Genomic DNA, 20,049 nt, shown 5'->3' with positions numbered 1-20,049 from the left:
CCTATAATTTTATAGGGCTTTTAAGACGCAAACATCCTATATTACTCTATGTTTTGGATTTGCTCTCTGACCTTCTCAATTTCACTTTTAATTTCGACGACAATATTGGCAATTGAAGAATCGTTGGCTTTAGAGGCAATTGTATTGGTTTCCCTGTTGATTTCCTGTACAATAAAATCCAATTTGCGTCCAACGGCGTCCGGCGATTTTACAGCCGACTGGAACTGTGCCAGGTGGCTCTTGAGCCTGACGATTTCTTCTGTGAAATTAGTCCTGTCAGCGAAAATAGCTGTTTCCTGAAGAAGTCTGGTTTCATCAGGCTCTGCGGATACGGCGGTCAGTAATTCCCTCATACGCTGTAAAAGCTTTTCGCGGTATTCGACAAGAATATGCGGTGCTCTTTCTTCAATAGCCCCGATATATGTATGGAGCTTGTCCACTCGCTGTAAGAGGTCTGACTCGATATTATTGCCTTCGGTTTCGCGCATTTTCATAAGATTCTTAATGGCAATTTCAATAGCAGAAGCCAGTTTGGGCCATAACTCTTCCACATCTTCGGCAATCTCTTCCACTTTCAAAACCTCAGGATATTTTGATAGGTGGTAAATGTTATCAGTGGCCGGTATTGCCAGTAAGCCAGCTAGTTCTCTCATTGCATTATGGTAAGCCATCGCTAATTCTTTGTCAACCCTTACCGTTCTTCTCTTTTCACCGTATTCATCCACTGTAATAAAGGCATCCACCCGGCCGCGCAAAATAGTATTCGCGATACAGCGACGGATTTTGTCCTCCAGGCTGCCAAGGTTTTTAGGCATGCGTATCACAATTTCGTTATACCTATGATTGACCGCTTTGATTTCCACAACAATACGGTGATTCGAATCAATGTATTCGCCCCGGCCGAAACCGGTCATACTTTTGAGCACGAAAACTGCACCTTCCTTTGCGTATGTTATTATGGACTGATAATACAATTTTAACCGTAGTTTTTTACTTTTACTTCGCTTTTCTCATCCTAAATCCCTTTTTCTAAAAAATAAAAATGGAGATATCCTCCATTTATCACAATTATTTAAAATTAGCCAGGTTAAAGTTAAACCGGTGTTCATATTTGTCTTTAGTAGTCGCAACGAGGATAATCGGTTTGGTCAAGATTAAATCCTGGTCACGAAAATAAAAGTAGGAATGAGCGGCGTACTGCGGCTGGTCAGGGAACCAGGGCGTTTTTAGTGCTGGATTGATTACTGAGTGATAGGGTTTAATTAATTTTTTATCTTGCTTAATTACTACCTGCATGCCATCAGCAAATTTTTCACTATTACCATTCAGGGTGATACTGAAAACAAGACAACCAGCGTAATCGGACAGAATTTTTTCACTATCGGCAAGTTGTACAGTCTGTTTGCTTCTGGCTTTGTCACGGGCGTCATTTGCCAGGAGCAGGTAAGGCGTATACAGGTAAGCGCGTTCAGTCGTTTCATTCAGAATAGTAGCCTGTTCCTCATAAACAAGCCATGGCTGCAGAAAGTCCGTGAGCGCCATTTGCTTATTCTTGATGCCATACTCTTGTGCATCAAGGATAACCTCTCTTTTTACCAAAGCGATTGCGTAGGTTGACAATGGAACAGCCAGACAGATGATTAAGCTAAGAATACCGGCGACTAGCTTCACTCTAACACCTCCGAAGACAAAATATCCCGGGTATAAATATTATACTTAAGAACAAAGAATTCCTTTTTTTCTGAATTAAAACTGTAAAGAAAACACGGCTTGCGTCGAGCCTTTGGCGAAAGCGGAAGCCGATGTTGCCCTTATCCAGGCGAAAGTTATACTTTCTATCAGGATTAAAAAACCGGCTCAACCGAGCCGGTTAACTGCTACAACAGGTATTTTCCCCGGAACACTTCAACGGCTGGTCCCGATTTATAGATATGATTATTACTGGCCCATTCGATGAATAGGTCACCTCCATCCAGTTTGACGGTAGCCTGCCGGTCGGTATAACCATTTAGAACAGAAGCAACAAGGGCGGCGCTGGCGCCGGTGCCGCAAGCCTTGGTTATGCCGGCGCCACGTTCCCAGACTCGCATTCTTATAGTATGCCTGTCAACAATTTGCAGGAATTCAACATTGGTTTTTTTGGGGAATAGGATATGTGTCTCAATTTTTGGCCCGATAACCGGCAAGTTAACAGTCCTAATGTCGTCAACAAAAATAATGCAATGCGGATTACCCATGGACAAACTGGTTATGTGATAGGTTTCTCCCTCCACCAGGAAGGGGATATTTATCGCCTGTTCCTGAGGATCGCCGGCCAAAGGAATTGCGCCGCGCTTAAGCTTAGGCTCGCCCATGTCGACTTTGACAGTCACCAGCCTGCCATTTTCAAATATAAGTTCTGGTGTAATAATTCCTGCCAGCGTATCCAGAGTGATGACTGTTTTGTCAGTAAGCTGATTTTCATAAAGGTAACGGGCTACACAGCGGGTTGCATTGCCGCACATGTCTGCCTCGCTGCCGTCTGAATTAAAAATGCGCATCTTAAAATCAGCAATTTCAGAGGGTAATAATACGACAAGTCCGTCGGCCCCAATACCGAAATTTCGGTCACAGACCGCCAAGGCCTGTTTGTGGTAATCACCGACCACTTCTTTCATTCCATTTACAATTACAAAGTCATTGCCTAAGCCATGCCATTTAGCAAACTGCATAATAATCCTCCTACGGTAACATGTTACTTATTCTGTGGTAAAGCGGCGCGGCGTACCGGACGACGTCTGAAGATATGTTTGCAGGCATTAAGTATGAGAGTCCAGCCGGAAACTGTCAGAACAAGCGCCCAGTTGCTCAAGGAAAGCGGTACCGTGGCAAAAATGGAGCTTAAAAAGGGAATATACATTACCGACAACTGCATTATTGTTGAGAAAGTTACTGCCGCCAGTAAATATTTGTTAGTCGTGAATTTAAGCTCGAAAATTGTGGTCGTCTCTGAGCGGCAATCAAACACATGAAACATCTGGCAGTATACCAGCGTGGCAAATGCGGCCGTCCGTGCCAGCGCCAAATCATCCTGCAAATAGTATACCACACTGAAAACAAAAAGTGTGCTAAGACCGATCTGAACGCCGCGCCCGATAATTTTCCGGATCAGACCGCGGGAAAAAACGCTTTCCGCCGGATGTCGCGGCGGCCGCCGCATGATATTGGGATCATTGGGGTCAATACCCAGTGCCATAGCAGGCAGACCGTCAGTTACCAGATTGACCCAGAGGATTTGTACCGGCATTAGCGGCATGGGCAATCCCAGCAAAGCGGCAAGAAACATGGTAAGTACTTCGCCAATATTGCAGGACAATAGATACCTGATGAATTTTCTGATATTTTCATATATGCCCCTGCCTTCCTCTACGGCGGCAACTATAGTGGCAAAATTGTCATCGGCCAGAACCATAGCCGATGCTTCTTTGGTGACATCGGTACCAGTAAGGCCCATAGCCACACCGATATCGGCTTCCTTTATTGCCGGCGCATCATTTACGCCATCTCCCGTCATAGCGACAATATGCCCCTGCCGTTTAAGCGCCCGGACAATTCTGAGTTTATGGGCCGGTGATACCCGGGCATATACGGTGACACTGTTGACTATAGCATCTAACTGGTTTTCGCTCATGGCGTCGAGTTCTTTGCCGGTCAGGGCCTTATGGTGGCTCTCCTTAAAAATGTTTAACTCCTGGGCAATAGCAATCGCAGTGTTTTTATGATCACCGGTTATCATAACGGTTTTAATACCTGCTTCCCGGCACAGGACAATGGAAGCTTTGACTTCTTCCCGCGGTGGATCAATCATCCCGATCAGACCGGTGAAAACTAACTCCTTTTCAGCCGATTCATCTAAATTATTAGCCTGGGCAGGGGTCAGCCGGCGATAAGCAACTGCCAGCACCCTAAGTGCCTGGGACGCCATCTGCTCATTCTGGGCGTTAATTTTCCCAATATGGTCGGCCGTAAGCGAGGTTGGCCCTGCTGCCGTATGGTAATACCGGCACAAATCCAGAATTGTGTCCGGTGCGCCTTTGCAATAGAGAATATTATTATTATTGGCATCCCGGTATACAACTGACATACGGCGGCGTTCTGATTCAAACGGATTCTCGCCCACACGTCTGAGTTTTTTCTCGATTTCAGCCTGCCAGATATCTACCTTGGCCGCAGCCACAATAATAGCGCCTTCGGTGGGATCCCCGTCTATTGACCAGCTGGTTTCCGTTTTATCGCGCCAGATGCCTGTAATTGTAATATTATTTTGCTTTAAAGCACTATTATTGCAGAGCGCGCCGACAGTCAGACACTGTTCCAGCGATTTATCCTTACTTATATCTACTTGCTGCTGATTCAGCAGGATATTTCCTTTAATATCATATCCCGTTCCGGTCACTTCATAATGATTATTATCAGCAAAAATCTGCCGGACAGTCATAGCATTTTGCGTAAGAGTACCGGTTTTGTCCGAGCAGATTACCGTGGTGCAGCCCAAAGTTTCCACAGCCGGCAGCTTTCGAATGATAGCACGCTGTTTAATCATACGTTGCACACCTAAGGCCAGGGCAACAGTGACAATAGCCGGCAGGCCTTCCGGAATGGCGGCAACGGCCAGACTGATTCCGGCCATGCACATCAAAAATAGCGACTCACCTTTTGCTACACCGGTAATGACGACAATCAGGCAGATAGCCAGGCAACCCCATACCAGCCATTTTCCCAGGTGCTCTAACCGTTTCTCAAGCGGTGTGGCCTCTTCAACCGATGTCTGAATCATACCGGCAATCTGCCCCACCTCGGTTGCCATACCTGAGGCGCAAACAACTGCCCGCCCACGGCCGCGAACAATGCTGGTACCGGCATACACCATGTTTTTACGATCACCCAGTGACACATCTTCACTGAACCTGCGGTCAGCTACCTTACGGACAGGCAGTGATTCCCCGGTCAAGGCAGCTTCTTCTACCTCCATATTATGTACATCGATTAGTCGCCCGTCTGCCGCCAGTTTATCTCCTGCCTCCAGGATAAGAATATCACCAGGGACCAGTTCCCTGGCCGGTATTTGTTGAACCATACCGTTTCTAACAACCCTGGCTGTCGGTGAAGCTAACTTTTTTAGGGCTGCTAACGATTGTTCCGCCCTGTATTCCTGTACAAACCCCAATAAGGCATTCATCAGGACAATTGTCAGGATGGTTATCGCATCAGCGTATTCGCCTAATAGGGCCGAAATTAAGGTGGCGCCCAAGAGCACCAGCACCATGAAGTCCTGAAACTGAGCTAAAAAACGACGCCACCAGGCAACTTTTTCTTTTTCAGCCAGCTCATTAAATCCAAATTTATCTAACCTGGTTTTTACCTCAGTTGATGTCAAGCCGTCGTTAAAACTTGTTTGCCAGAATTGAACCACTTCATCCGGCGTACGTGCATACCATTTTTCCCTGTCCATGCAGCCACCTCGCTAACATGCGTTTTAAATTTGCCTATTAACCATGTTATTCCGGCACGGGGGGAATTAGACCGGGTTTGACCGATAAATGCCAGGAGTGTTATACTATTGGCACATTATTTCAGTGTTTAGCTTATGGAGGTACACCATGAATATCGATGGACTGTCGCTTGCCCCTTTGGTGCACGAACTTAATAGAGCTTTAACCGGCGGGCGGATTGATAAAGTGTTTCAACCTGATTCGTACTCCCTTTTACTATGGGTACGCCAGCCGGGAGAAAATTTGCGGCTCTACATTTCTGCCAATCCGGAGCGGCCCAAATTGCTGCTGACAATAGATACACCCGAGAATCCGGCCGTGGCGCCAAATTTTTGTATGCTGCTTAGAAAACACCTGGAGGACGGGCGGATTGCCGGTATTGAACAGCATAGTCTGGACCGGATTGTAAATATTAATATCGATGTTCGCGGTGAGCGTGGCATCATTATAACCAAACGGCTGATTATCGAGATTATGGGTAAACACAGCAACATTATCCTCACTCAGGATAACGTAATTACTGACGCCATCCGCCGGGTGGGTTTTCAGTTAAGCCGCCACCGGCAGGTATTGCCTGGCAAAGAATATATCTATCCGCCCGGACAGGACCGCATTAATATTTTATCTGCTAAACCGGCCGCTTTTGCAGAACAACTGCTGGCATCGCCGCCGGATATGCCCCTGCTTAAAGCTATTATTGCCGCCGGCATCGGTCTTGGACCGTTATCGGCAAAAGAAATAATCTGGCGAGCCGGCTTTTCGCCGGATATCCTGCTAGGTAACCTTGACATTACTGATTTTGACGCACTGGCAGAGGCGGTGGCAAGCATCTCCCAGCCGCTAGTAGACGGCCAGGTGGTAGCTACCGTCGTTGTGGAAGGTGCAGATCGCCCGCTGGCTTTGGCTGCATTTAAGCCCGAACATTTAGGACACCATACCTTTCAGTTCTTTCCTACTATGAGCGCTGCCGTAGCCTTTTTTGACAGTTTTAAGGGCCGACCGCCGTTGCCGGAAAAAGAATTACTTACAAAACTGGTGGCTGCCGAATTAAGTAAACTGACTCGTAAAGAGACCGTCCTGACAGAAGAATTAAGCCAGGCGGAAAACGCCGACCTGCTGCGTAAATATGGCGATATTCTGATGGCCAATCTATATAACTTGGCCCCGGGTAGTTCTGAAGAGGTATTAGCCGACATATTTAGTGAGCAACCGGGTGCGCTGGTTGCTATCCGGCTCGAACCGCTGCTGTCACCACTTGAGAATGCGCAGCAGTATTATGCCAAATATAATAAGGCCAAGCGCGCGGCGGAGCATTTGGCCTGTCAACTGGCGGAGTGCCAGCAGGGTATTACTTATCTTGAAAGTATTGCAGTAGCTCTATACCATGCAGAGACTGGCGCGGACGTGAATGAAATCAAACAGGAATTAATTGACGCCGGCTACATAAAGGCAGCAGGCAAACGTCGGTTGCCTGCTGCGCAGTCGGCTCCTCTGTCGTTTAAAACGACGGATGGTTTTATAATAAGTATTGGCAGGAATAACCGCCAGAATGACTGGGTTACTTTCAAACAGGCCGGGCCGGATGACCTATGGCTGCACACCAAGGATATACCGGGTTCGCATGTTATAATCAGACGGGACAACCGGGATATTTCCGAGCAGGCTATACATGAGGCCGCTCAACTGGCGGCTCATTTTAGTAAAGCCCGGCAGTCTGCCAATGTGCCGGTCGATTATACCAGACGCCGTCACGTACGCAAACCTTCCGGCGCAAAACCAGGGTTTGTCATTTATGATCACCAGAACACTGTATATGTAACGCCTGATACCGGTATGGTCGCCAACTTGCTTACTCTCCGGTAAATTCCTTTATTACAACTTGTTCGGATTCGTCGGTCAAAGTCAGCTGAACGCTGACTATTTCTTTGCCTGATGTGGGTACATTTTTGCCTACATAGTCAGCCCGGATTGGCAGTTCTCGATGCCCGCGGTCTATCAAAACAGCCAGCTGGATGGCCGAAGGCCGGCCGATATCCATAATAGCATCAAGGGCTGCCCTGACCGTGCGGCCGGTAAATAATACATCATCTACCAGCACTACTTTTTTATCATTGATAGAAAACGGAATTTGTGTTTCATGGACTATCGGCTGATAGGCCAGTGTCGACAAGTCATCACGATACAAGGTAATATCCAGAACTCCTACAGGCAATTCAACCCCTTCAATACGTTTTATTTCTTCGGCAATGCGTTGTGCCAAAGGAACACCGCGGGTTCTTATGCCGACAAGGACCACATCGCCAACGCCCTTGTTGCGTTCAACGATCTCGTGCGCTACGCGGGTAAGGGCCCTTTTAATTGCCTGGTCATCCATAATTATAGCTTTATCGATCATATTAACATGTCTTGCCATACTATTTCTCCTCTCTTTTTGACGCCGCTAATTGTTCTATAATAGCCGCCATATCAGGCGGCAATGGCGCAATGAACAATAAATCCTCGCCCGTTACCGGATGCTTAAGGGACAGTTCGGCAGAATGCAGCGCCTGGCCTTTTATAGTAAACCTTTTTTTCTCAGGTCCGTACTTTGGGTCGCCTACGACCGGGTGGCCAATATACTGCATGTGGACTCTGATTTGATGAGTACGGCCTGTTTGCAGCCTGCATTCAACCAGAGTATAGTTGACGAAGCGTTCTAAAACCCGGAAGCGGGTGATGGCTTCCTTACTGTTACTAAAAGTAACGGCCATTTTTTTTCGATCGGAAGCATGGCGGCCGATTGGTGCATTAATAATCCCCTGCTCTTCGGCAATAATGCCGTGAACTATCGCCAGATACTTGCGGCTGGCCGTGCGGGCTTTAATTTGCTCAGCCAAATTAAGGTGAGCACGGTCGTTTTTTGCGGCTACCATGACCCCTGAGGTATCTTTGTCCAGCCGGTGAACAATACCGGGGCGAATTTCCCCGTTGATGCCGGACAAATCCCGGCAATGTTCTAAAAGCGCGTTGACCAGTGTGCCGGCGTAATTGCCTGCCGCCGGGTGAACCACCATACCACGAGGTTTATTAATGACAATAATATCGGCGTCTTCGTAAAGTATGTCAAGCGGAATATCTTCAGCACATATTTCCACAGGCTTGGCCTCCGGAAATATGATGTTGATTGTTTCGTTCGCCTGAGCTTTATAGTTGGCCTTTACTTGTCTGCCATTTACTGCAACCAGACCTTCAGCAATGATTTTTTGTAAATGAGAGCGGGAAAGTTCGGGAAAGCGTCCGGTTAACAGCACATCCAGCCTCATACCCTGCTCCTCACCCGTAGTCTCAAAAATTACAGAAGAATTTGGTTTCTTTTTCATTTGTTCCACGATATCATCCTATCATTCATTTTGTTTGATGCTCCTGGGGAAATGGCAGAAATAAAAGACTGTAAACAACACAGCCAACCCCGGTAACAATGGCAATATCGGCTATGTTAAACACCGGCCAGACCCGAAAATCAAAAAAATCCACTACATAGCCGGTCTGAACGCGGTCAATGACATTGCCAATGGCTCCGCCGGCCAAAAGACTGATGCCCAGGCGCAGGAGACGGAAAGTTGCGCTGATGCGGTAAAAAAAGTAACCGCTTAACGCCAGCATAAAGAGAGCAATGACAATAAAAAACATTCGCTGGTTCTCCAATATTCCAAAAGCGGCGCCCGGGTTCAGCACATATGTGATGTGAAACACATTGCTAATTACCGGTAGCGACATGCCAGGCAACATATGAGCCTGAATATACTGTTTTGACCATTGATCAATAACGATTACAGCAATAGTTACGGCTGCTAGTAATAATATCGGCACCAATCTTCTCTCCTATCCGCAAATCCAATATATGAGCTATGATAACATGATACCGGATTTTTTTCCAAACGTAAAGAAGCGCAGCTATTTTAGTCTGAACCCCCAAAGTGGGAATCCTTAAAAGAAGCCTTATGCCGTATGTAGCTGCTCTCGATATTTAATCGGGGGCAGCTTATTTAATTTTAATTGCAGCCGTTCATTGTTATAATAATAGATGTATTCTTCCACTATCTCAATGATTTGTTCGTTGGTCGCGTCGAAATCTTGAGAGTAGAGGGCTTCTGTCTTCAAATGTGAGAAGAATGACTCGATGAGAACATTGTCATAGCATACACCCACTTGGGACATGCTTTGGATAATGTTCTTTTCTTTTACAAACTCCTGAAACCTTGGAGATGTATATAATCCACCTTGATCTGAATGAAGAATAACTTTGTCTATAGTTCGGCCTTGGACAGCCTGATTTACCGTTTCAAAAGCAAGCTCCAAATTAGGTGATGAGCCAATTACGCTACTAATTATCTCATTATTAAGCCCATCAATAATGGCCGAAAGATACAAATTGGTTTCGCCGTCGGTAATTGTTGAAACATCGGTATACCATTTTCTATTTGGCTCATCTGCTTTAAACTGTCGTTGGACTAAGTCCGCTTTCTTAACGATCACAGCCGGCTTGAAGTGAATGAATTTTTTACGACGGATTTTAGCTTGAAGATTGTTTTTTGCCATAATACGTCTTACACGCTTATGGTTAACGTTTAGATGAAACTCAGTTCTTAACACTGCAGTAACTCGCCGATATCCGTAGCGCCTTTTATGCTTACTACAAATTTCTTCAATCCGATCTATCAATTTACACTCATATTCATCATCAGGTTTATTCTTCCAGCGGTAGTAGTTACTTTTGGGGATCTCAAGAAAGGTTAGCACATCTCGAATCGGGTATTTACTTTTGAACGATTCAATAATCTCTACGAGTTGCTTTCTTGTGATTTTCCTAAGATCCCATTCAACTTTCCCAGAAGTTCATTGTGCATTTCAAGCTGCGCAACTCTAAGTTTTAGGCGTTCAACTTCTGATAATTCCTCAATCCCCTTATTGTACGTGTATTGCTTTCCTACAGGTTGGTGAAAACGATGAGTTTCACCATTTCGATACCATCCCATCCACCTTTCTATCTGTGTATCATTCTTAATTCCTAAAACCCTCATAATCTCACATTTACTGCAACCAGCTAGTTTCATGTTAATTGCATTCCATTTTACTTCAGGTGGATAATGGACCTTTTTTGCCATAAATAATACACCTCTCATGTAATATAGTTTTACTATACGACATAAGAGGTGCTTCTTTCTCTTTTGTCCCAACTCATGGGTTCAGACTATTTTGCTGCGCTTCTTACTTTTCTTTCGCCGGAATAAAATAGCGTTCAATATCCTCACGGTAGTAATACACCAATGAGCCGGCGACAATGAGTATGGATGTGATGGCGGCCACCGATTTGAAATTATGAAACAAATTCTGGCCTAATACTGAGTACAGTAAAATAGCCGGTGTTTGACCGATGGCAGTGGCGATGGCAAATTGACAGAGGGTTAGTTTGGTCAGCCCGGCGCCATAGCTAATCACTTTAAAAGGAATAATTGGCGTCAGTCTTGTAATGAAGATGGCCATCACGCCATGCCGTTTAAAAAAAGCATCAGTGAGATTTAAGTATCTTATACTGACAAAACGCTCCACTACCGGCCTGCCGTACCAGCGGGCAATGCCAAAATCCAAAGCGGCGCCTAAAAGAGCTCCGGTCCAGGAATAGAAAGCTCCGTACTTCCAGCCAAAGATCCAGGCATTGGTAATCGTGATGATGACGCCGGGTACCAGCGGCACCAGGGATTGCAGTGTCATAAGGGCAATGCTTGTCAAAGGCGCCCAAAAACCGTAAGCAAGAATGAACTGGCGCAAGCCTTCGAAATCTCGACTTCGCAAATAGGAAAAACCATCGTAAGCAAATTGCTGCACTCCCGGTAAGCAGAAATAAGCGGCGATGATAAAGCCTAAAAAAACAGTTTTGGCCCAAAAAATGTTTTTGGATTCCGAACTGGGCATTGAGCCACCTCCTGCTACCAATTACTCAATACATAGTATTCACCTGTCGTTATGACAGTCAGTGGTTTACAGCAACCTGATTAGTATACCCAGTTTTTGTCTGATTACTAGTTTGACATGATAGAGATAAAATCCTGCAAATAGAACAAACCGGACGATTAACGCCCGGTTTGTTCTGCCTGCTTTCTTCGGTTTTTTGCATGGCGGCTGGTACTGCCAGGCTGGTTGGGAATGGTGTCGGCAAGGTCAACAATACCCTGGTGCTCGTTACTGTTAGGAAACAAGGCTTTATAATCATAAGAGCCTGGAATATCCTGAGGCGAGTCGGAACTGCCGTAGCGCAATGCGTCCTGCAAGGCATCTTCGCCATCATAACCTACAAACTCAAAGCTGGCCGAATCCAAAAAACTTCTGTGAAACGGCGGTTCCAATGTCTCTTCTTCCAGGGGGCGGGGCGTAACATCGGTTTGCTCTGATCCCTGCTGGCATTTGATACATTCAGTAGCCCACGGTAAAGCGTCAAGCCGCTCAAAGGATATTTCGCCGCCGCAGCGGTCACAGCGGCCATAAGACCCATGATGAATTTTCTCCAGGGCGCGCTCGACACTGCTCAAAAGTACGCGTTCGTTATCTTTTAGACCAAGATCTTTACTGCGTTCAAAGGTTTCACTGCCCATGTCAGCAGGATGGTTGTCATAGGTGCTTAATTCGCCTGTGGTATTGGCTACGGCTGAGCGGAGACCATTATCCTCAAGCTGCAGGATTGTTTTCACCAAATCACTTTTTTTGGCTTCAAGCCGGGCTTTAAAATTTCGTATTTGTTTTGCGTGCAAGCTAAGCCCTCCTGTCAGTGAATAAATTTGGTGACTTCACTTAGGCGCAGACGTTCTTTATATTGTTTGGGCTGTTCATCACTGTAGCCAAGGCAGATCATAGCCACTGCCCTAAGACGAGGAGGAGCTTTAACTGCTTCTGCCACTTTTACTTCATCAAAAGCTCCTACCCAGCATGCGCCGATACCCAGGCCTTCCGCTGCCAGCAAAATATTCTGTGTGGCTGCGGCTGTATCCTGGAGGCAATATAGCTGAGCGCCCCGTTCGCCATAACGTTCATTGGAGCGGGCGGGATCGGCTGCAACTACAATCACGGTGGGTGAGTCTGTGATTTGCTCTTGTTCAAAGGCCGCAGCTGCCAATTTTTCTTTCACGGCTGAATCTTGTACCACATAGAAATACCAGGGCTGCAGGTTACCCGCGCTTGGCGCCATGTTACCGGCCTCAAGAATTCGGGTTAAGGTTGGTTCGGGAATTTGTTCGGATTTAAAGTTGCGGATACTATGGCTTTCACGAATACAATCAAAGATGTCTTTAGTCATATACCGGCCTCCCAGATTGTGATTAGAAAGTACCTCTTTTGGTTTCAACAAACCGGACAATATCAGCAATAAAACCGCCTATTCCCGGAATGTTGAGCAGGATTAGCTGTTTGAGAAAAGCAAGTACCAATGCAAATACCAAGCTGGCGCCAATCGCAATACCCAGACCGCGGGCAATTCCTGCGACAAAATTTGTAAAAATCAACCTAGCCGGTCGCTCCAAGAGCTCCATATATTCGGCAACCCGCATGGCCTCTAAACGGTTCACCAGCCTTTCCAACTGCTTGGCAGCAAATTCCGGCTGGTGCTCGTCAGTTTTTGTAGTATTAGCAGGATTTTTATTGTCCATTCAAACAGTCCTCCACCCCTATTATTCTTCCTGAATAATAAAAATAAACCGGGAAATTACTCCCGGTTTATTGTGCTTACATGTTTTTTACTACAGTAGCGCACCGTTGGCACAGAGCAGGATGCTCAGAGTCCTGGTTCACTGTCGGGCTATAAATCCAGCAACGTTCACATTTTACGCCGTGTGCCGGAGCAACCGCAACAGCCAGCTGCATGTTCTCGGCACGGTAGGCATCACCGGGAGCTTGTGCAAATTGATCTGATAGAACTGCGTCAGACACAATGAGTATTGTGGCTAAATCATTTTTGACTGCCGAAAGTGAGGCTAATTCCTCGCCGGCGGCGTACAGGGTAACAGCCGCATCCAGCGAGTGACCGATTACCTTGTTGCGGCGGGCAGTTTCCAATGCTTTTGTGATTTCGCTGCGCAGCGCCAAAATTTTATCCCATTTTGCTTCCAGGGCCGCATCCAGGTATTCCGGTTTGGCTTGCGGCCAGTCCGCTAATTGTACGCTTTCCGGCCGGCCCTCTTCCTGCGGCATGTATTGCCATACTTCTTCAGAGGTAAAGGTCAGTACCGGTGCAACCACCGCAACCAGCGTATTTAAAATTTCAAACATGGCTGTTTGCGCGGCCCGGCGTTCTGTTGAAGCCGGCAGCGCCGTATATACCCGGTCTTTGAGGATATCCAGGTAAATGGCGCTTAGATCGACGGCGCAGAAGTTGTGTACTGTATGGTAAAGCAAATGAAACTCATAGTCTTCATAGGCCTGTGTTACTTTAGCCCGGACTTGCTCCAGCCGCATGAGAGCCCAACGGTCAATTTCCAGCAACTGATCATACGGTACTTTATCGGTCGCCGGGTTAAAATCATGCAGATTACCCAGAATGTAGCGGAATGTATTACGAATTTTTCGGTATACTTCCGCCAGTTGTTTTAGAATATCATTGGAAATGCGGATATCGGCCTTGTAATCGGCTGACGCCACCCACAAGCGCAGGATATCGGCCCCGTATTGTTTTATAACTTCCTGTGGATAAATTGTATTGCCAATGGATTTGGACATTTTACGGCCTTCACCGTCAACTACAAAACCATGGGTTAACACTGCCTTATAAGGGGCCTTGCCGCGCGTGGCGATGGAAGTTAAAAGCGAGGACTGGAACCAGCCGCGATGCTGGTCACTGCCTTCCAGATAGAGTTCAGCCGGCCAGTGGAGTTCCGCGCGCTGTTCAAGCACGGCTGCGTGACTGGACCCACTGTCGAACCAGACATCCATAATGTCAGTTTCCTTGCGGAATTCGCCGTGACCGCAATGCGGGCAACTGAAGCCCTGCGGAAGAATTTCCTCTGCCTTTTTAGCCCACCAGGCATTGGAACCTTCGCGGTGGAAAAGGTCGGCAACCGCGGAAATAGTTGTGTCATTAATTATATGCTCGTTGCATTTGGTGCAGTAGAAAATCGGAATAGGCACGCCCCATACCCGCTGCCTGGAAATGCACCAATCCTGGCGGTCGGCTACCATATTATGAATCCGGTCCTCACCCCAGCTGGGTATCCATTGGACTTCCTCAGCAATAGCTTTCAGAGCTTCGGCCCTAAAGCCGTCGACCGAAGCAAACCACTGTTCGGTGGCACGGTAAATAATAGGGTTTTTGCAGCGCCAGCAGTGAGCATACTGGTGTTTGATCGAACTTTTACCCAGTAAGAGACCGAGAGCCGCTAATTCTTTGATGACCGGTACGTTGCCGTCGGCTACGTTTAGACCTTCAAATTTGCCAGCCTCAGCTGTGAATTTACCACTGGGGTCTACCGGATTAATAACCGGCAAACCGTACTTCATGCCAACCTCAAAGTCCTCCTGGCCATGCCCGGGGGCTGTATGAACGCAACCGGTACCGGCCTCCAGCGTAACATGATCGCCTAGAATAATGGGCGATTCGCGTTCAAAGAACGGGTGGTTAAAGACAATGCCTTCAATGGCGGCGCCTTTCATGGTCGATAATATAGTAAATTCACCTAATTTATTGGCAGTCACGACAGATTCTATCAGTTCGGTAGCCATAAGGTAAATTTCATCACCTATTTCCACCCAGGCGTACTCAATTTCCGGATGCACACAGATAGCAACATTGGCAGGAATCGTCCAGGGTGTAGTCGTCCAAATAACGGCATACACCTTTTCACGGTCAACGCCTACCGGCAGGTTACCTTTGTCGTCGGTTAACGGAAACTTGACAAAAATGGAGTGAGATTTTTTTTCGGCGTATTCAATTTCGGCTTCCGCCAGCGCCGTCTCACAGGAAGTACACCAGTAAACTGATTTTAAACCTTTATAAATATGGCCTTTTTTGGCCATATTGCCAAAAACCTCAATCTGTTTGGCTTCATATTCCGGGTACAGTGTTACATATGGATTTTCCCAGTCGCCGGCAACACCGAGACGTTTAAAATCTTCCCTTTGCATATCTAAACATTTGAGGGCATATTGTTTGCACTCCCGGCGTAAATCCAGGGGATCAAGCTCATGACGGTTAAGGCCAAGAATTTTAATGGCCGCGTGCTCAATCGGCAGGCCGTGGGTATCCCAACCCGGTACATATGGTGCGTCAAAGCCGCGCAGCGACTTGTATTTCACAATGATATCCTTGAGAATCTTATTTAAGGCTGTACCAATATGAATATTGCCGTTGGCATAGGGCGGTCCGTCATGCAATATAAATTTAGTTTTGCCTTTGCTTTGGGCGAGCTTTTTGGCGTAAATCTGTTGTTCTTGCCAGTATTCAAGCATTTTTGGTTCCCTGTCAGGGAGATTAGCGCGCATCGGAAAATCAGTCTGCGGCAAATTAAGTGTTTTACTATAATCCAAAATCAGCACCTCCATAAAAATAAAAAACTCTCATCCCCGCAAGGGACGAGAGACTTGTTTCCCGTGGTACCACCCTATTGACTTTAAAAGTCACTTACAACGCGATAACGGGCGTTAAACGGCGGGGCTTACTCTTTTTTCAGTCCGCAGTTCGGGAGCGATGAATAGCCTTGAGTTTGGTTACCAGGCTTCCACCATATCCTGGTTCGCTGTAAACTGCCGCCAAGGCCAGTCTCCGTCATTACCGATACAATATTCTCATGTATGTACGCAATATATTATACATGATTGCCGACTAAAGTCAAATATAGGCAGATAAATGAGTCAAAAAAATATTTTTGTCCAGGCCTGTGAGCTTGATGACCTTCTGACGGTTGGTTTGACCACTGGTAATACTGACGGCGCTTTTGGGCAAATGCATTAGCCCGGCTATAAAGGCCAGGCAAGCGGCATTTGCTTCACCATCCACCGGTGGAGAAGTCAGATTGATCTTGAGGCAGTTGCCCATGATTCCGGCGACTGCATTTTTGCTTGCGCGCGGCTGAACGCGCACACGGACAGAAATCCCGTCCGGCAAAACTTTAATATCAAGAGTGCTCAGGCGTTCGCCAGGACTAGTTTCCATCTTCTTCGGCAGTATTTAGCATCTCCATCTGTGCTTGCAGTAATGTGCGCAGCCGGGTGCGAAATACTTGGGACTGTTTTTGCAGTTCTTCGTATTCACCAGTTAGTTTGCGCACTTTGGCCAGCGCTTCCTCAATCAGTTTCTGGGCACGGATCTCAGCTTCCTTCATAATTAGCTCAGTTTCTTTTTTTGCGTTGAGCTTGACCTCTTCCGCTGTTTCCTGGGCTATAACCAGTGTGCTGTGCAGCGTGTTTTCCATATGCTGATAATGCTCAAGCTTACTGTTAAGACGTTCAATGGTTTCTTTTAAATCCATGTTTTCCCGGTATAGAGTTTCATAATCTTTAATGACCCTGTCGAGAAACTCATCGACCTCTTCTTCATTGTAGCCGCGAAAGCTGCGTTTAAATTCTTTGTTGTGAATTTCTAACGGTGTAAGCATATAACTCCCCACCCTCATATTTTTATATAAATCGTCTGAGTAGAATACTATAGCGTCCTTTTTTCGTCTGGCCGGGAATTTCAATAATCTCTACCCGGCCGCGGCCGCGCATGGAGATGACATCCCCCGCTTTTACGGCCTGCGAGGAGCTTTTGGCTTCCTGCCAGTTTATCTTAACTTTGGCGGCGGCAATGTCCTCGGCCATTCTGGTGCGGGACATGCCAAAGCCGGAGGCGGCTACGGCATCCAGCCGCAGTGACGCCACAGTTGCACGGATTTCCTTGACTTTTTCTTCTTTTGCCGGTATTGCGTCGAGTTCAGCCTGGGATACTGAAACAGATGCCTGACCGACTTCCGTCATATTTTGAGCAAGATATGACGCTATACTTGCGTCAGCGACAACATAACACTGCTCGCCAGCTATAATAATGTCACCGAGGACTTCACGCTTAATTCCCTGGCCCATAAGGGCGCCCAGCACATCTCGATGCGACAGGCGATAATAACGGCTGTCCCAACTTAAAAGAACCGCCGCCAGACTAAAATCGAGTGAGCCGGCATAGTCGAGAAAGTCCTTGTCAATAAAAGCTGCCTTGCTTCTTTCCGCACCGGTAAAACCACCGTTGGTTTCAAGCGCCAAACTGTCATAATGGGCAACAATGGTTTCTGCTATACTTAATCCGTAAGGATCGAGAAATTCACTTACTTTATACTTGCGGCTCCTGAGAGCCATTTCGGCCAGATCCAGTAGTTTCGCCGCAAGTTCAGCATCGCCTGACGAACGGTAGTAGCGCAGAATTTTTTCCCTTTCGCTCATTATCGTCTCCCCATCTCCCGGGATCGGTTAGTGGCAGCAACAACGGCATCTATCAACGCCGCTCTCACGCCATTTTGCTCCAGGACATGGACACCGGTAATGGCTGTGCCGCCAGGGGAAGTTACCATATCCCGGAGCTGGGCCGGATGCTGGCCTGTTTCCAGTACCATCTTAGCTGCGCCCAGAAGAGTTTGAGCGGCTAACAGAACTGCGGTTTGGCGGGAAAAGCCAACACGAACGCCGGCGTCAGTTAAGGCGTCAATTAAAACAAAGGCATAGGCCGGTCCACTGCCGGACAGGCCGGTAACGGCATCCATAGCCTCTTCACTGACCGTGACTACTTGACCGACTGAGGCAAACACCTGTGCCACCGGTTCACTTACGGCACTGGTAGCATATTTGCCCAGGGCCATAGCCGACATACCCTCACCTACCGCAACAGGTGTGTTGGGCATTACGCGGATGATGGGAACCCCGGGCATTTTTCCCTGAAAAGTCGCAATGGTAACACCGGCGGCTACCGAAACCAGCACCGTTGTTTTACCAACCACCGGTGCAATCGTATCAATAACAGACCCAATAACCTGGGGTTTTACTGTCAGGAATAAAATATCGGATTGCTTGGCTATCTCTTGGCTGTCGGTGGTTGTTGACACACCAAAAGTGCTGTGCAGATAGTCAAGACGCTTTGCAGTAAGATCACTTACGGTTAACTGGGACGGTACAACCAGGCCTGCATTCAGCATGCCCCGCATGAGAGCTTCTGCCATGGCGCCGCCGCCAATAAAGCCAATTTTTTTGTTTGTTAGCATAATTCCTCCGTCAGGTAAGCCACGCTATTTTTTGAAACTATTTATTAATCCAGGGCAGTAATGTCTTGTCACTGACATCTTCGCGCGGACTATAAGCTACATCAACATTGTTGGGTGCGCATAGAAAAATATTGTTGCCAACCTTTTGAATTTGACCGTTCAGGGCATAAGTTGTCCCGCTAATGAAATCAATCATGCGCTTGGCAATCTCAGGTTCCGTACTTTCCAGATTAACGACAACAGGCTTCCGGCTCTTGAGATAATCGGCGACATGCTGGGCGTCATCGAATGAAAAAGGCTCAACCACCATAACTTTTACTTGTTTGGACTGTGATTGTTGGTTATGGGGGGCTGTCGGCAAGGAAACAACGTTATTATTATTTTTAGGTTTGTTTTTAAAATCTTCTTCTATTTTTGGACGCTCGTCCTCTTGTTCAGATGGCTCGAACAAACCTATGCTGCCCCACACTTTGTCCATGAACTTCATACTAATTTCTCCTCCTTTAATATTGACGCGAACCAAATATTCCTGTGCCTATACGAACCATGTTGGCGCCTTCTTCAACGGCAACCAGATAATCATTTGTCATGCCCATGGATAACCAGCGAATATCAGTATTTGCCAGCTGTAGTGACTTAAGTTCTCCAAACAACTGATAAAATTCCCTGAATACTGGGCGAGCAGTCTCGGGATCTTCCGCATAAGGAGCAATTGTCATAAGTCCACATAACCGAACATGCTCAAGCTGGCTGAGCTGTTTTGCCAGCTGCAGGGCTTGTCCCGGTTCTATGCCAAACTTGCTTTCTTCGTCGGCAACATTGACTTGCAGCAATACATCCTGACGCTTACCCAGCTTGCCTGCCGCCTTATTTATTTCGACTGCCAAACGCTCGCTGTCAACCGAGTGAATAAGATCGGCAAGCGGTACGGCCTGGCGAACTTTGTTGGTCTGCAGGTGGCCGATAAGATGCCATTCAACCTGTTTGCCGGCAGCCAGTATTTCCGGATGTTTTAGCAGCATTTCCTGGACCCGGTTTTCGCCAACTGACGTGACTCCGGCGGCAATTGCCTCCAGCATGGCGGTAGCGCTATGATTCTTGGTGACAGCAACCAGCTTCACCTTGTTGATATCTATTTTTTTTTTGATTTCCGCGATATTTTGAACTATAGACATGGCACATCCTCCATTCTAATAGTTTATTCGCCCAGAAACATAATTTTCCTCCAAAAATTCTATATTATTCTATCTTTTTAACATAAAAACTATTAGCGACAG

21 protein-coding genes are annotated in these 20,049 nt (G+C 46.9%); 1 reads left to right on the top strand and 20 read right to left on the bottom strand.

All coding sequences use genetic code 11. The features are described from left to right. Positions 1–41 precede the first annotated feature (41 nt). From SATMO3_RS16925 to SATMO3_RS16910, 4 genes are all read right to left on the bottom strand, one after another. Positions 42–926: a YicC/YloC family endoribonuclease gene (locus SATMO3_RS16925; RefSeq protein ID WP_371370916.1), complete on the bottom strand. Its 885-nt coding sequence runs from the start codon at positions 924–926 to the stop codon at positions 42–44. 142 nt (positions 927–1,068) lie between these two features. Then, positions 1,069–1,671 carry a hypothetical protein gene (locus tag SATMO3_RS16920; RefSeq protein WP_371370915.1) on the bottom strand — a complete coding sequence of 201 codons (603 nt, stop codon included), beginning with the start codon at positions 1,669–1,671 and terminating at the stop codon, positions 1,069–1,071. Between the two features lie 206 nt (positions 1,672–1,877). After that, positions 1,878–2,711 carry a diaminopimelate epimerase gene (gene dapF / locus SATMO3_RS16915; RefSeq protein WP_371370914.1) on the bottom strand — a complete coding sequence of 278 codons (834 nt, stop codon included), beginning with the start codon at positions 2,709–2,711 and terminating at the stop codon, positions 1,878–1,880. Positions 2,712–2,734: 23 nt separating this feature from the next. Next, the gene (locus SATMO3_RS16910) at positions 2,735–5,491 is read right to left on the bottom strand and encodes a calcium-transporting P-type ATPase, PMR1-type (protein WP_371370913.1); all 2,757 of its coding nucleotides are present in this window, start codon (positions 5,489–5,491) and stop codon (positions 2,735–2,737) included. A 148-nt stretch (positions 5,492–5,639) separates the two neighbouring features. Here SATMO3_RS16910 and SATMO3_RS16905 point away from each other — a divergent pair, with 148 nt between their 5' ends. Beyond that, positions 5,640–7,394, top strand: coding sequence for an NFACT family protein (locus SATMO3_RS16905; RefSeq protein WP_371370912.1), 1,755 nt, complete (start codon positions 5,640–5,642; stop codon positions 7,392–7,394). Here the strand turns inward: SATMO3_RS16905 and pyrR are convergent. The 16 genes from pyrR to SATMO3_RS16825 form a co-directional block, all read right to left on the bottom strand. Further along, positions 7,381–7,944, bottom strand: a complete 564-nt coding sequence (pyrR, locus tag SATMO3_RS16900) for a bifunctional pyr operon transcriptional regulator/uracil phosphoribosyltransferase PyrR (RefSeq protein WP_371370911.1) — start codon at positions 7,942–7,944, stop codon at positions 7,381–7,383. The two genes, SATMO3_RS16905 and pyrR, sit on opposite strands and share 14 nt — an antisense overlap. Before the next feature lies 1 nt (position 7,945). Then, on the bottom strand, positions 7,946–8,890 hold the full coding sequence (locus tag SATMO3_RS16895) for an RluA family pseudouridine synthase (RefSeq protein ID WP_371381733.1): 945 nt from the start codon (positions 8,888–8,890) through the stop codon (positions 7,946–7,948). A 25-nt stretch (positions 8,891–8,915) separates the two neighbouring features. Continuing rightward, entirely contained in the window at positions 8,916–9,380 is a 465-nt protein-coding gene (gene lspA / locus SATMO3_RS16890) for a signal peptidase II (protein ID WP_371370910.1), read from the bottom strand. A gap of 129 nt (positions 9,381–9,509) precedes the next feature. Further along, the gene (locus SATMO3_RS16885; protein ID WP_371370909.1) at positions 9,510–10,310 is read right to left on the bottom strand and encodes an IS3 family transposase; all 801 of its coding nucleotides are present in this window, start codon (positions 10,308–10,310) and stop codon (positions 9,510–9,512) included. A 41-nt stretch (positions 10,311–10,351) separates the two neighbouring features. Beyond that, positions 10,352–10,675, bottom strand: a complete 324-nt coding sequence (locus SATMO3_RS16880) for a hypothetical protein (protein WP_371370908.1) — start codon at positions 10,673–10,675, stop codon at positions 10,352–10,354. Positions 10,676–10,778: 103 nt separating this feature from the next. Continuing rightward, entirely contained in the window at positions 10,779–11,483 is a 705-nt protein-coding gene (locus SATMO3_RS16875; protein WP_371370907.1) for a TVP38/TMEM64 family protein, read from the bottom strand. Positions 11,484–11,641: 158 nt separating this feature from the next. Then, complete coding sequence (locus SATMO3_RS16870) at positions 11,642–12,316, bottom strand: TraR/DksA C4-type zinc finger protein (RefSeq protein ID WP_371370906.1); 675 nt, start codon at positions 12,314–12,316, stop codon at positions 11,642–11,644. 14 nt (positions 12,317–12,330) lie between these two features. Further along, on the bottom strand, positions 12,331–12,858 hold the full coding sequence (locus SATMO3_RS16865; RefSeq protein WP_371370905.1) for a nitroreductase family protein: 528 nt from the start codon (positions 12,856–12,858) through the stop codon (positions 12,331–12,333). A 22-nt stretch (positions 12,859–12,880) separates the two neighbouring features. Next, complete coding sequence (locus SATMO3_RS16860) at positions 12,881–13,207, bottom strand: DUF5665 domain-containing protein (protein ID WP_371370904.1); 327 nt, start codon at positions 13,205–13,207, stop codon at positions 12,881–12,883. 76 nt (positions 13,208–13,283) lie between these two features. Then, positions 13,284–16,076, bottom strand: coding sequence for an isoleucine--tRNA ligase (ileS, locus tag SATMO3_RS16855; RefSeq protein ID WP_371370903.1), 2,793 nt, complete (start codon positions 16,074–16,076; stop codon positions 13,284–13,286). Between the two features lie 301 nt (positions 16,077–16,377). Continuing rightward, positions 16,378–16,701 carry a DUF167 domain-containing protein gene (locus tag SATMO3_RS16850; RefSeq protein WP_371370902.1) on the bottom strand — a complete coding sequence of 108 codons (324 nt, stop codon included), beginning with the start codon at positions 16,699–16,701 and terminating at the stop codon, positions 16,378–16,380. Next, entirely contained in the window at positions 16,691–17,143 is a 453-nt protein-coding gene (locus SATMO3_RS16845; protein WP_371370901.1) for a DivIVA domain-containing protein, read from the bottom strand. Before SATMO3_RS16845 ends, SATMO3_RS16850 begins: the two co-directional genes overlap by 11 nt. A gap of 22 nt (positions 17,144–17,165) precedes the next feature. Beyond that, entirely contained in the window at positions 17,166–17,960 is a 795-nt protein-coding gene (locus SATMO3_RS16840; RefSeq protein WP_371370900.1) for an RNA-binding protein, read from the bottom strand. Continuing rightward, positions 17,960–18,772: a pyrroline-5-carboxylate reductase gene (gene proC / locus SATMO3_RS16835; RefSeq protein WP_371370899.1), complete on the bottom strand. Its 813-nt coding sequence runs from the start codon at positions 18,770–18,772 to the stop codon at positions 17,960–17,962. Before proC ends, SATMO3_RS16840 begins: the two co-directional genes overlap by 1 nt. Before the next feature lie 37 nt (positions 18,773–18,809). After that, entirely contained in the window at positions 18,810–19,259 is a 450-nt protein-coding gene (locus tag SATMO3_RS16830; RefSeq protein ID WP_371370897.1) for a cell division protein SepF, read from the bottom strand. Between the two features lie 16 nt (positions 19,260–19,275). Beyond that, positions 19,276–19,947: a YggS family pyridoxal phosphate-dependent enzyme gene (locus tag SATMO3_RS16825; RefSeq protein ID WP_371370896.1), complete on the bottom strand. Its 672-nt coding sequence runs from the start codon at positions 19,945–19,947 to the stop codon at positions 19,276–19,278. Positions 19,948–20,049 lie beyond the last annotated feature (102 nt).

It is taken from the genome of Sporomusa aerivorans (assembly GCF_041428895.1).
In the GTDB taxonomy this organism is placed as follows: domain Bacteria; phylum Bacillota; class Negativicutes; order Sporomusales; family Sporomusaceae; genus Sporomusa; species Sporomusa aerivorans.
The sequence above is the reverse complement of the archived record's forward strand: the minus strand, read 5'-3'. Positions and strand labels throughout refer to the sequence as shown.

Coding starts and splice junctions, on each gene's coding strand:
- dapF (WP_371370914.1), bottom strand. CDS start 2,711: ATGCAGTTTGCTAAATGGCATGGCTTAGGCAATGACTTTGTAATTGTA.
- SATMO3_RS16910 (WP_371370913.1), bottom strand. CDS start 5,491: ATGGACAGGGAAAAATGGTATGCACGTACGCCGGATGAAGTGGTTCAA.
- SATMO3_RS16905 (WP_371370912.1), top strand. CDS start 5,640: ATGAATATCGATGGACTGTCGCTTGCCCCTTTGGTGCACGAACTTAAT.
- pyrR (WP_371370911.1), bottom strand. CDS start 7,944: ATGGCAAGACATGTTAATATGATCGATAAAGCTATAATTATGGATGAC.
- SATMO3_RS16895 (WP_371381733.1), bottom strand. CDS start 8,890: ATGAAAAAGAAACCAAATTCTTCTGTAATTTTTGAGACTACGGGTGAG.
- SATMO3_RS16880 (WP_371370908.1), bottom strand. CDS start 10,675: ATGGCAAAAAAGGTCCATTATCCACCTGAAGTAAAATGGAATGCAATT.
- SATMO3_RS16875 (WP_371370907.1), bottom strand. CDS start 11,483: ATGCCCAGTTCGGAATCCAAAAACATTTTTTGGGCCAAAACTGTTTTT.
- SATMO3_RS16865 (WP_371370905.1), bottom strand. CDS start 12,858: ATGACTAAAGACATCTTTGATTGTATTCGTGAAAGCCATAGTATCCGC.
- SATMO3_RS16860 (WP_371370904.1), bottom strand. CDS start 13,207: ATGGACAATAAAAATCCTGCTAATACTACAAAAACTGACGAGCACCAG.
- SATMO3_RS16850 (WP_371370902.1), bottom strand. CDS start 16,701: ATGGAAACTAGTCCTGGCGAACGCCTGAGCACTCTTGATATTAAAGTT.
- SATMO3_RS16845 (WP_371370901.1), bottom strand. CDS start 17,143: ATGCTTACACCGTTAGAAATTCACAACAAAGAATTTAAACGCAGCTTT.
- SATMO3_RS16840 (WP_371370900.1), bottom strand. CDS start 17,960: ATGAGCGAAAGGGAAAAAATTCTGCGCTACTACCGTTCGTCAGGCGAT.
- proC (WP_371370899.1), bottom strand. CDS start 18,772: ATGCTAACAAACAAAAAAATTGGCTTTATTGGCGGCGGCGCCATGGCA.
- SATMO3_RS16830 (WP_371370897.1), bottom strand. CDS start 19,259: ATGAAGTTCATGGACAAAGTGTGGGGCAGCATAGGTTTGTTCGAGCCA.
- SATMO3_RS16825 (WP_371370896.1), bottom strand. CDS start 19,947: ATGTCTATAGTTCAAAATATCGCGGAAATCAAAAAAAAAATAGATATC.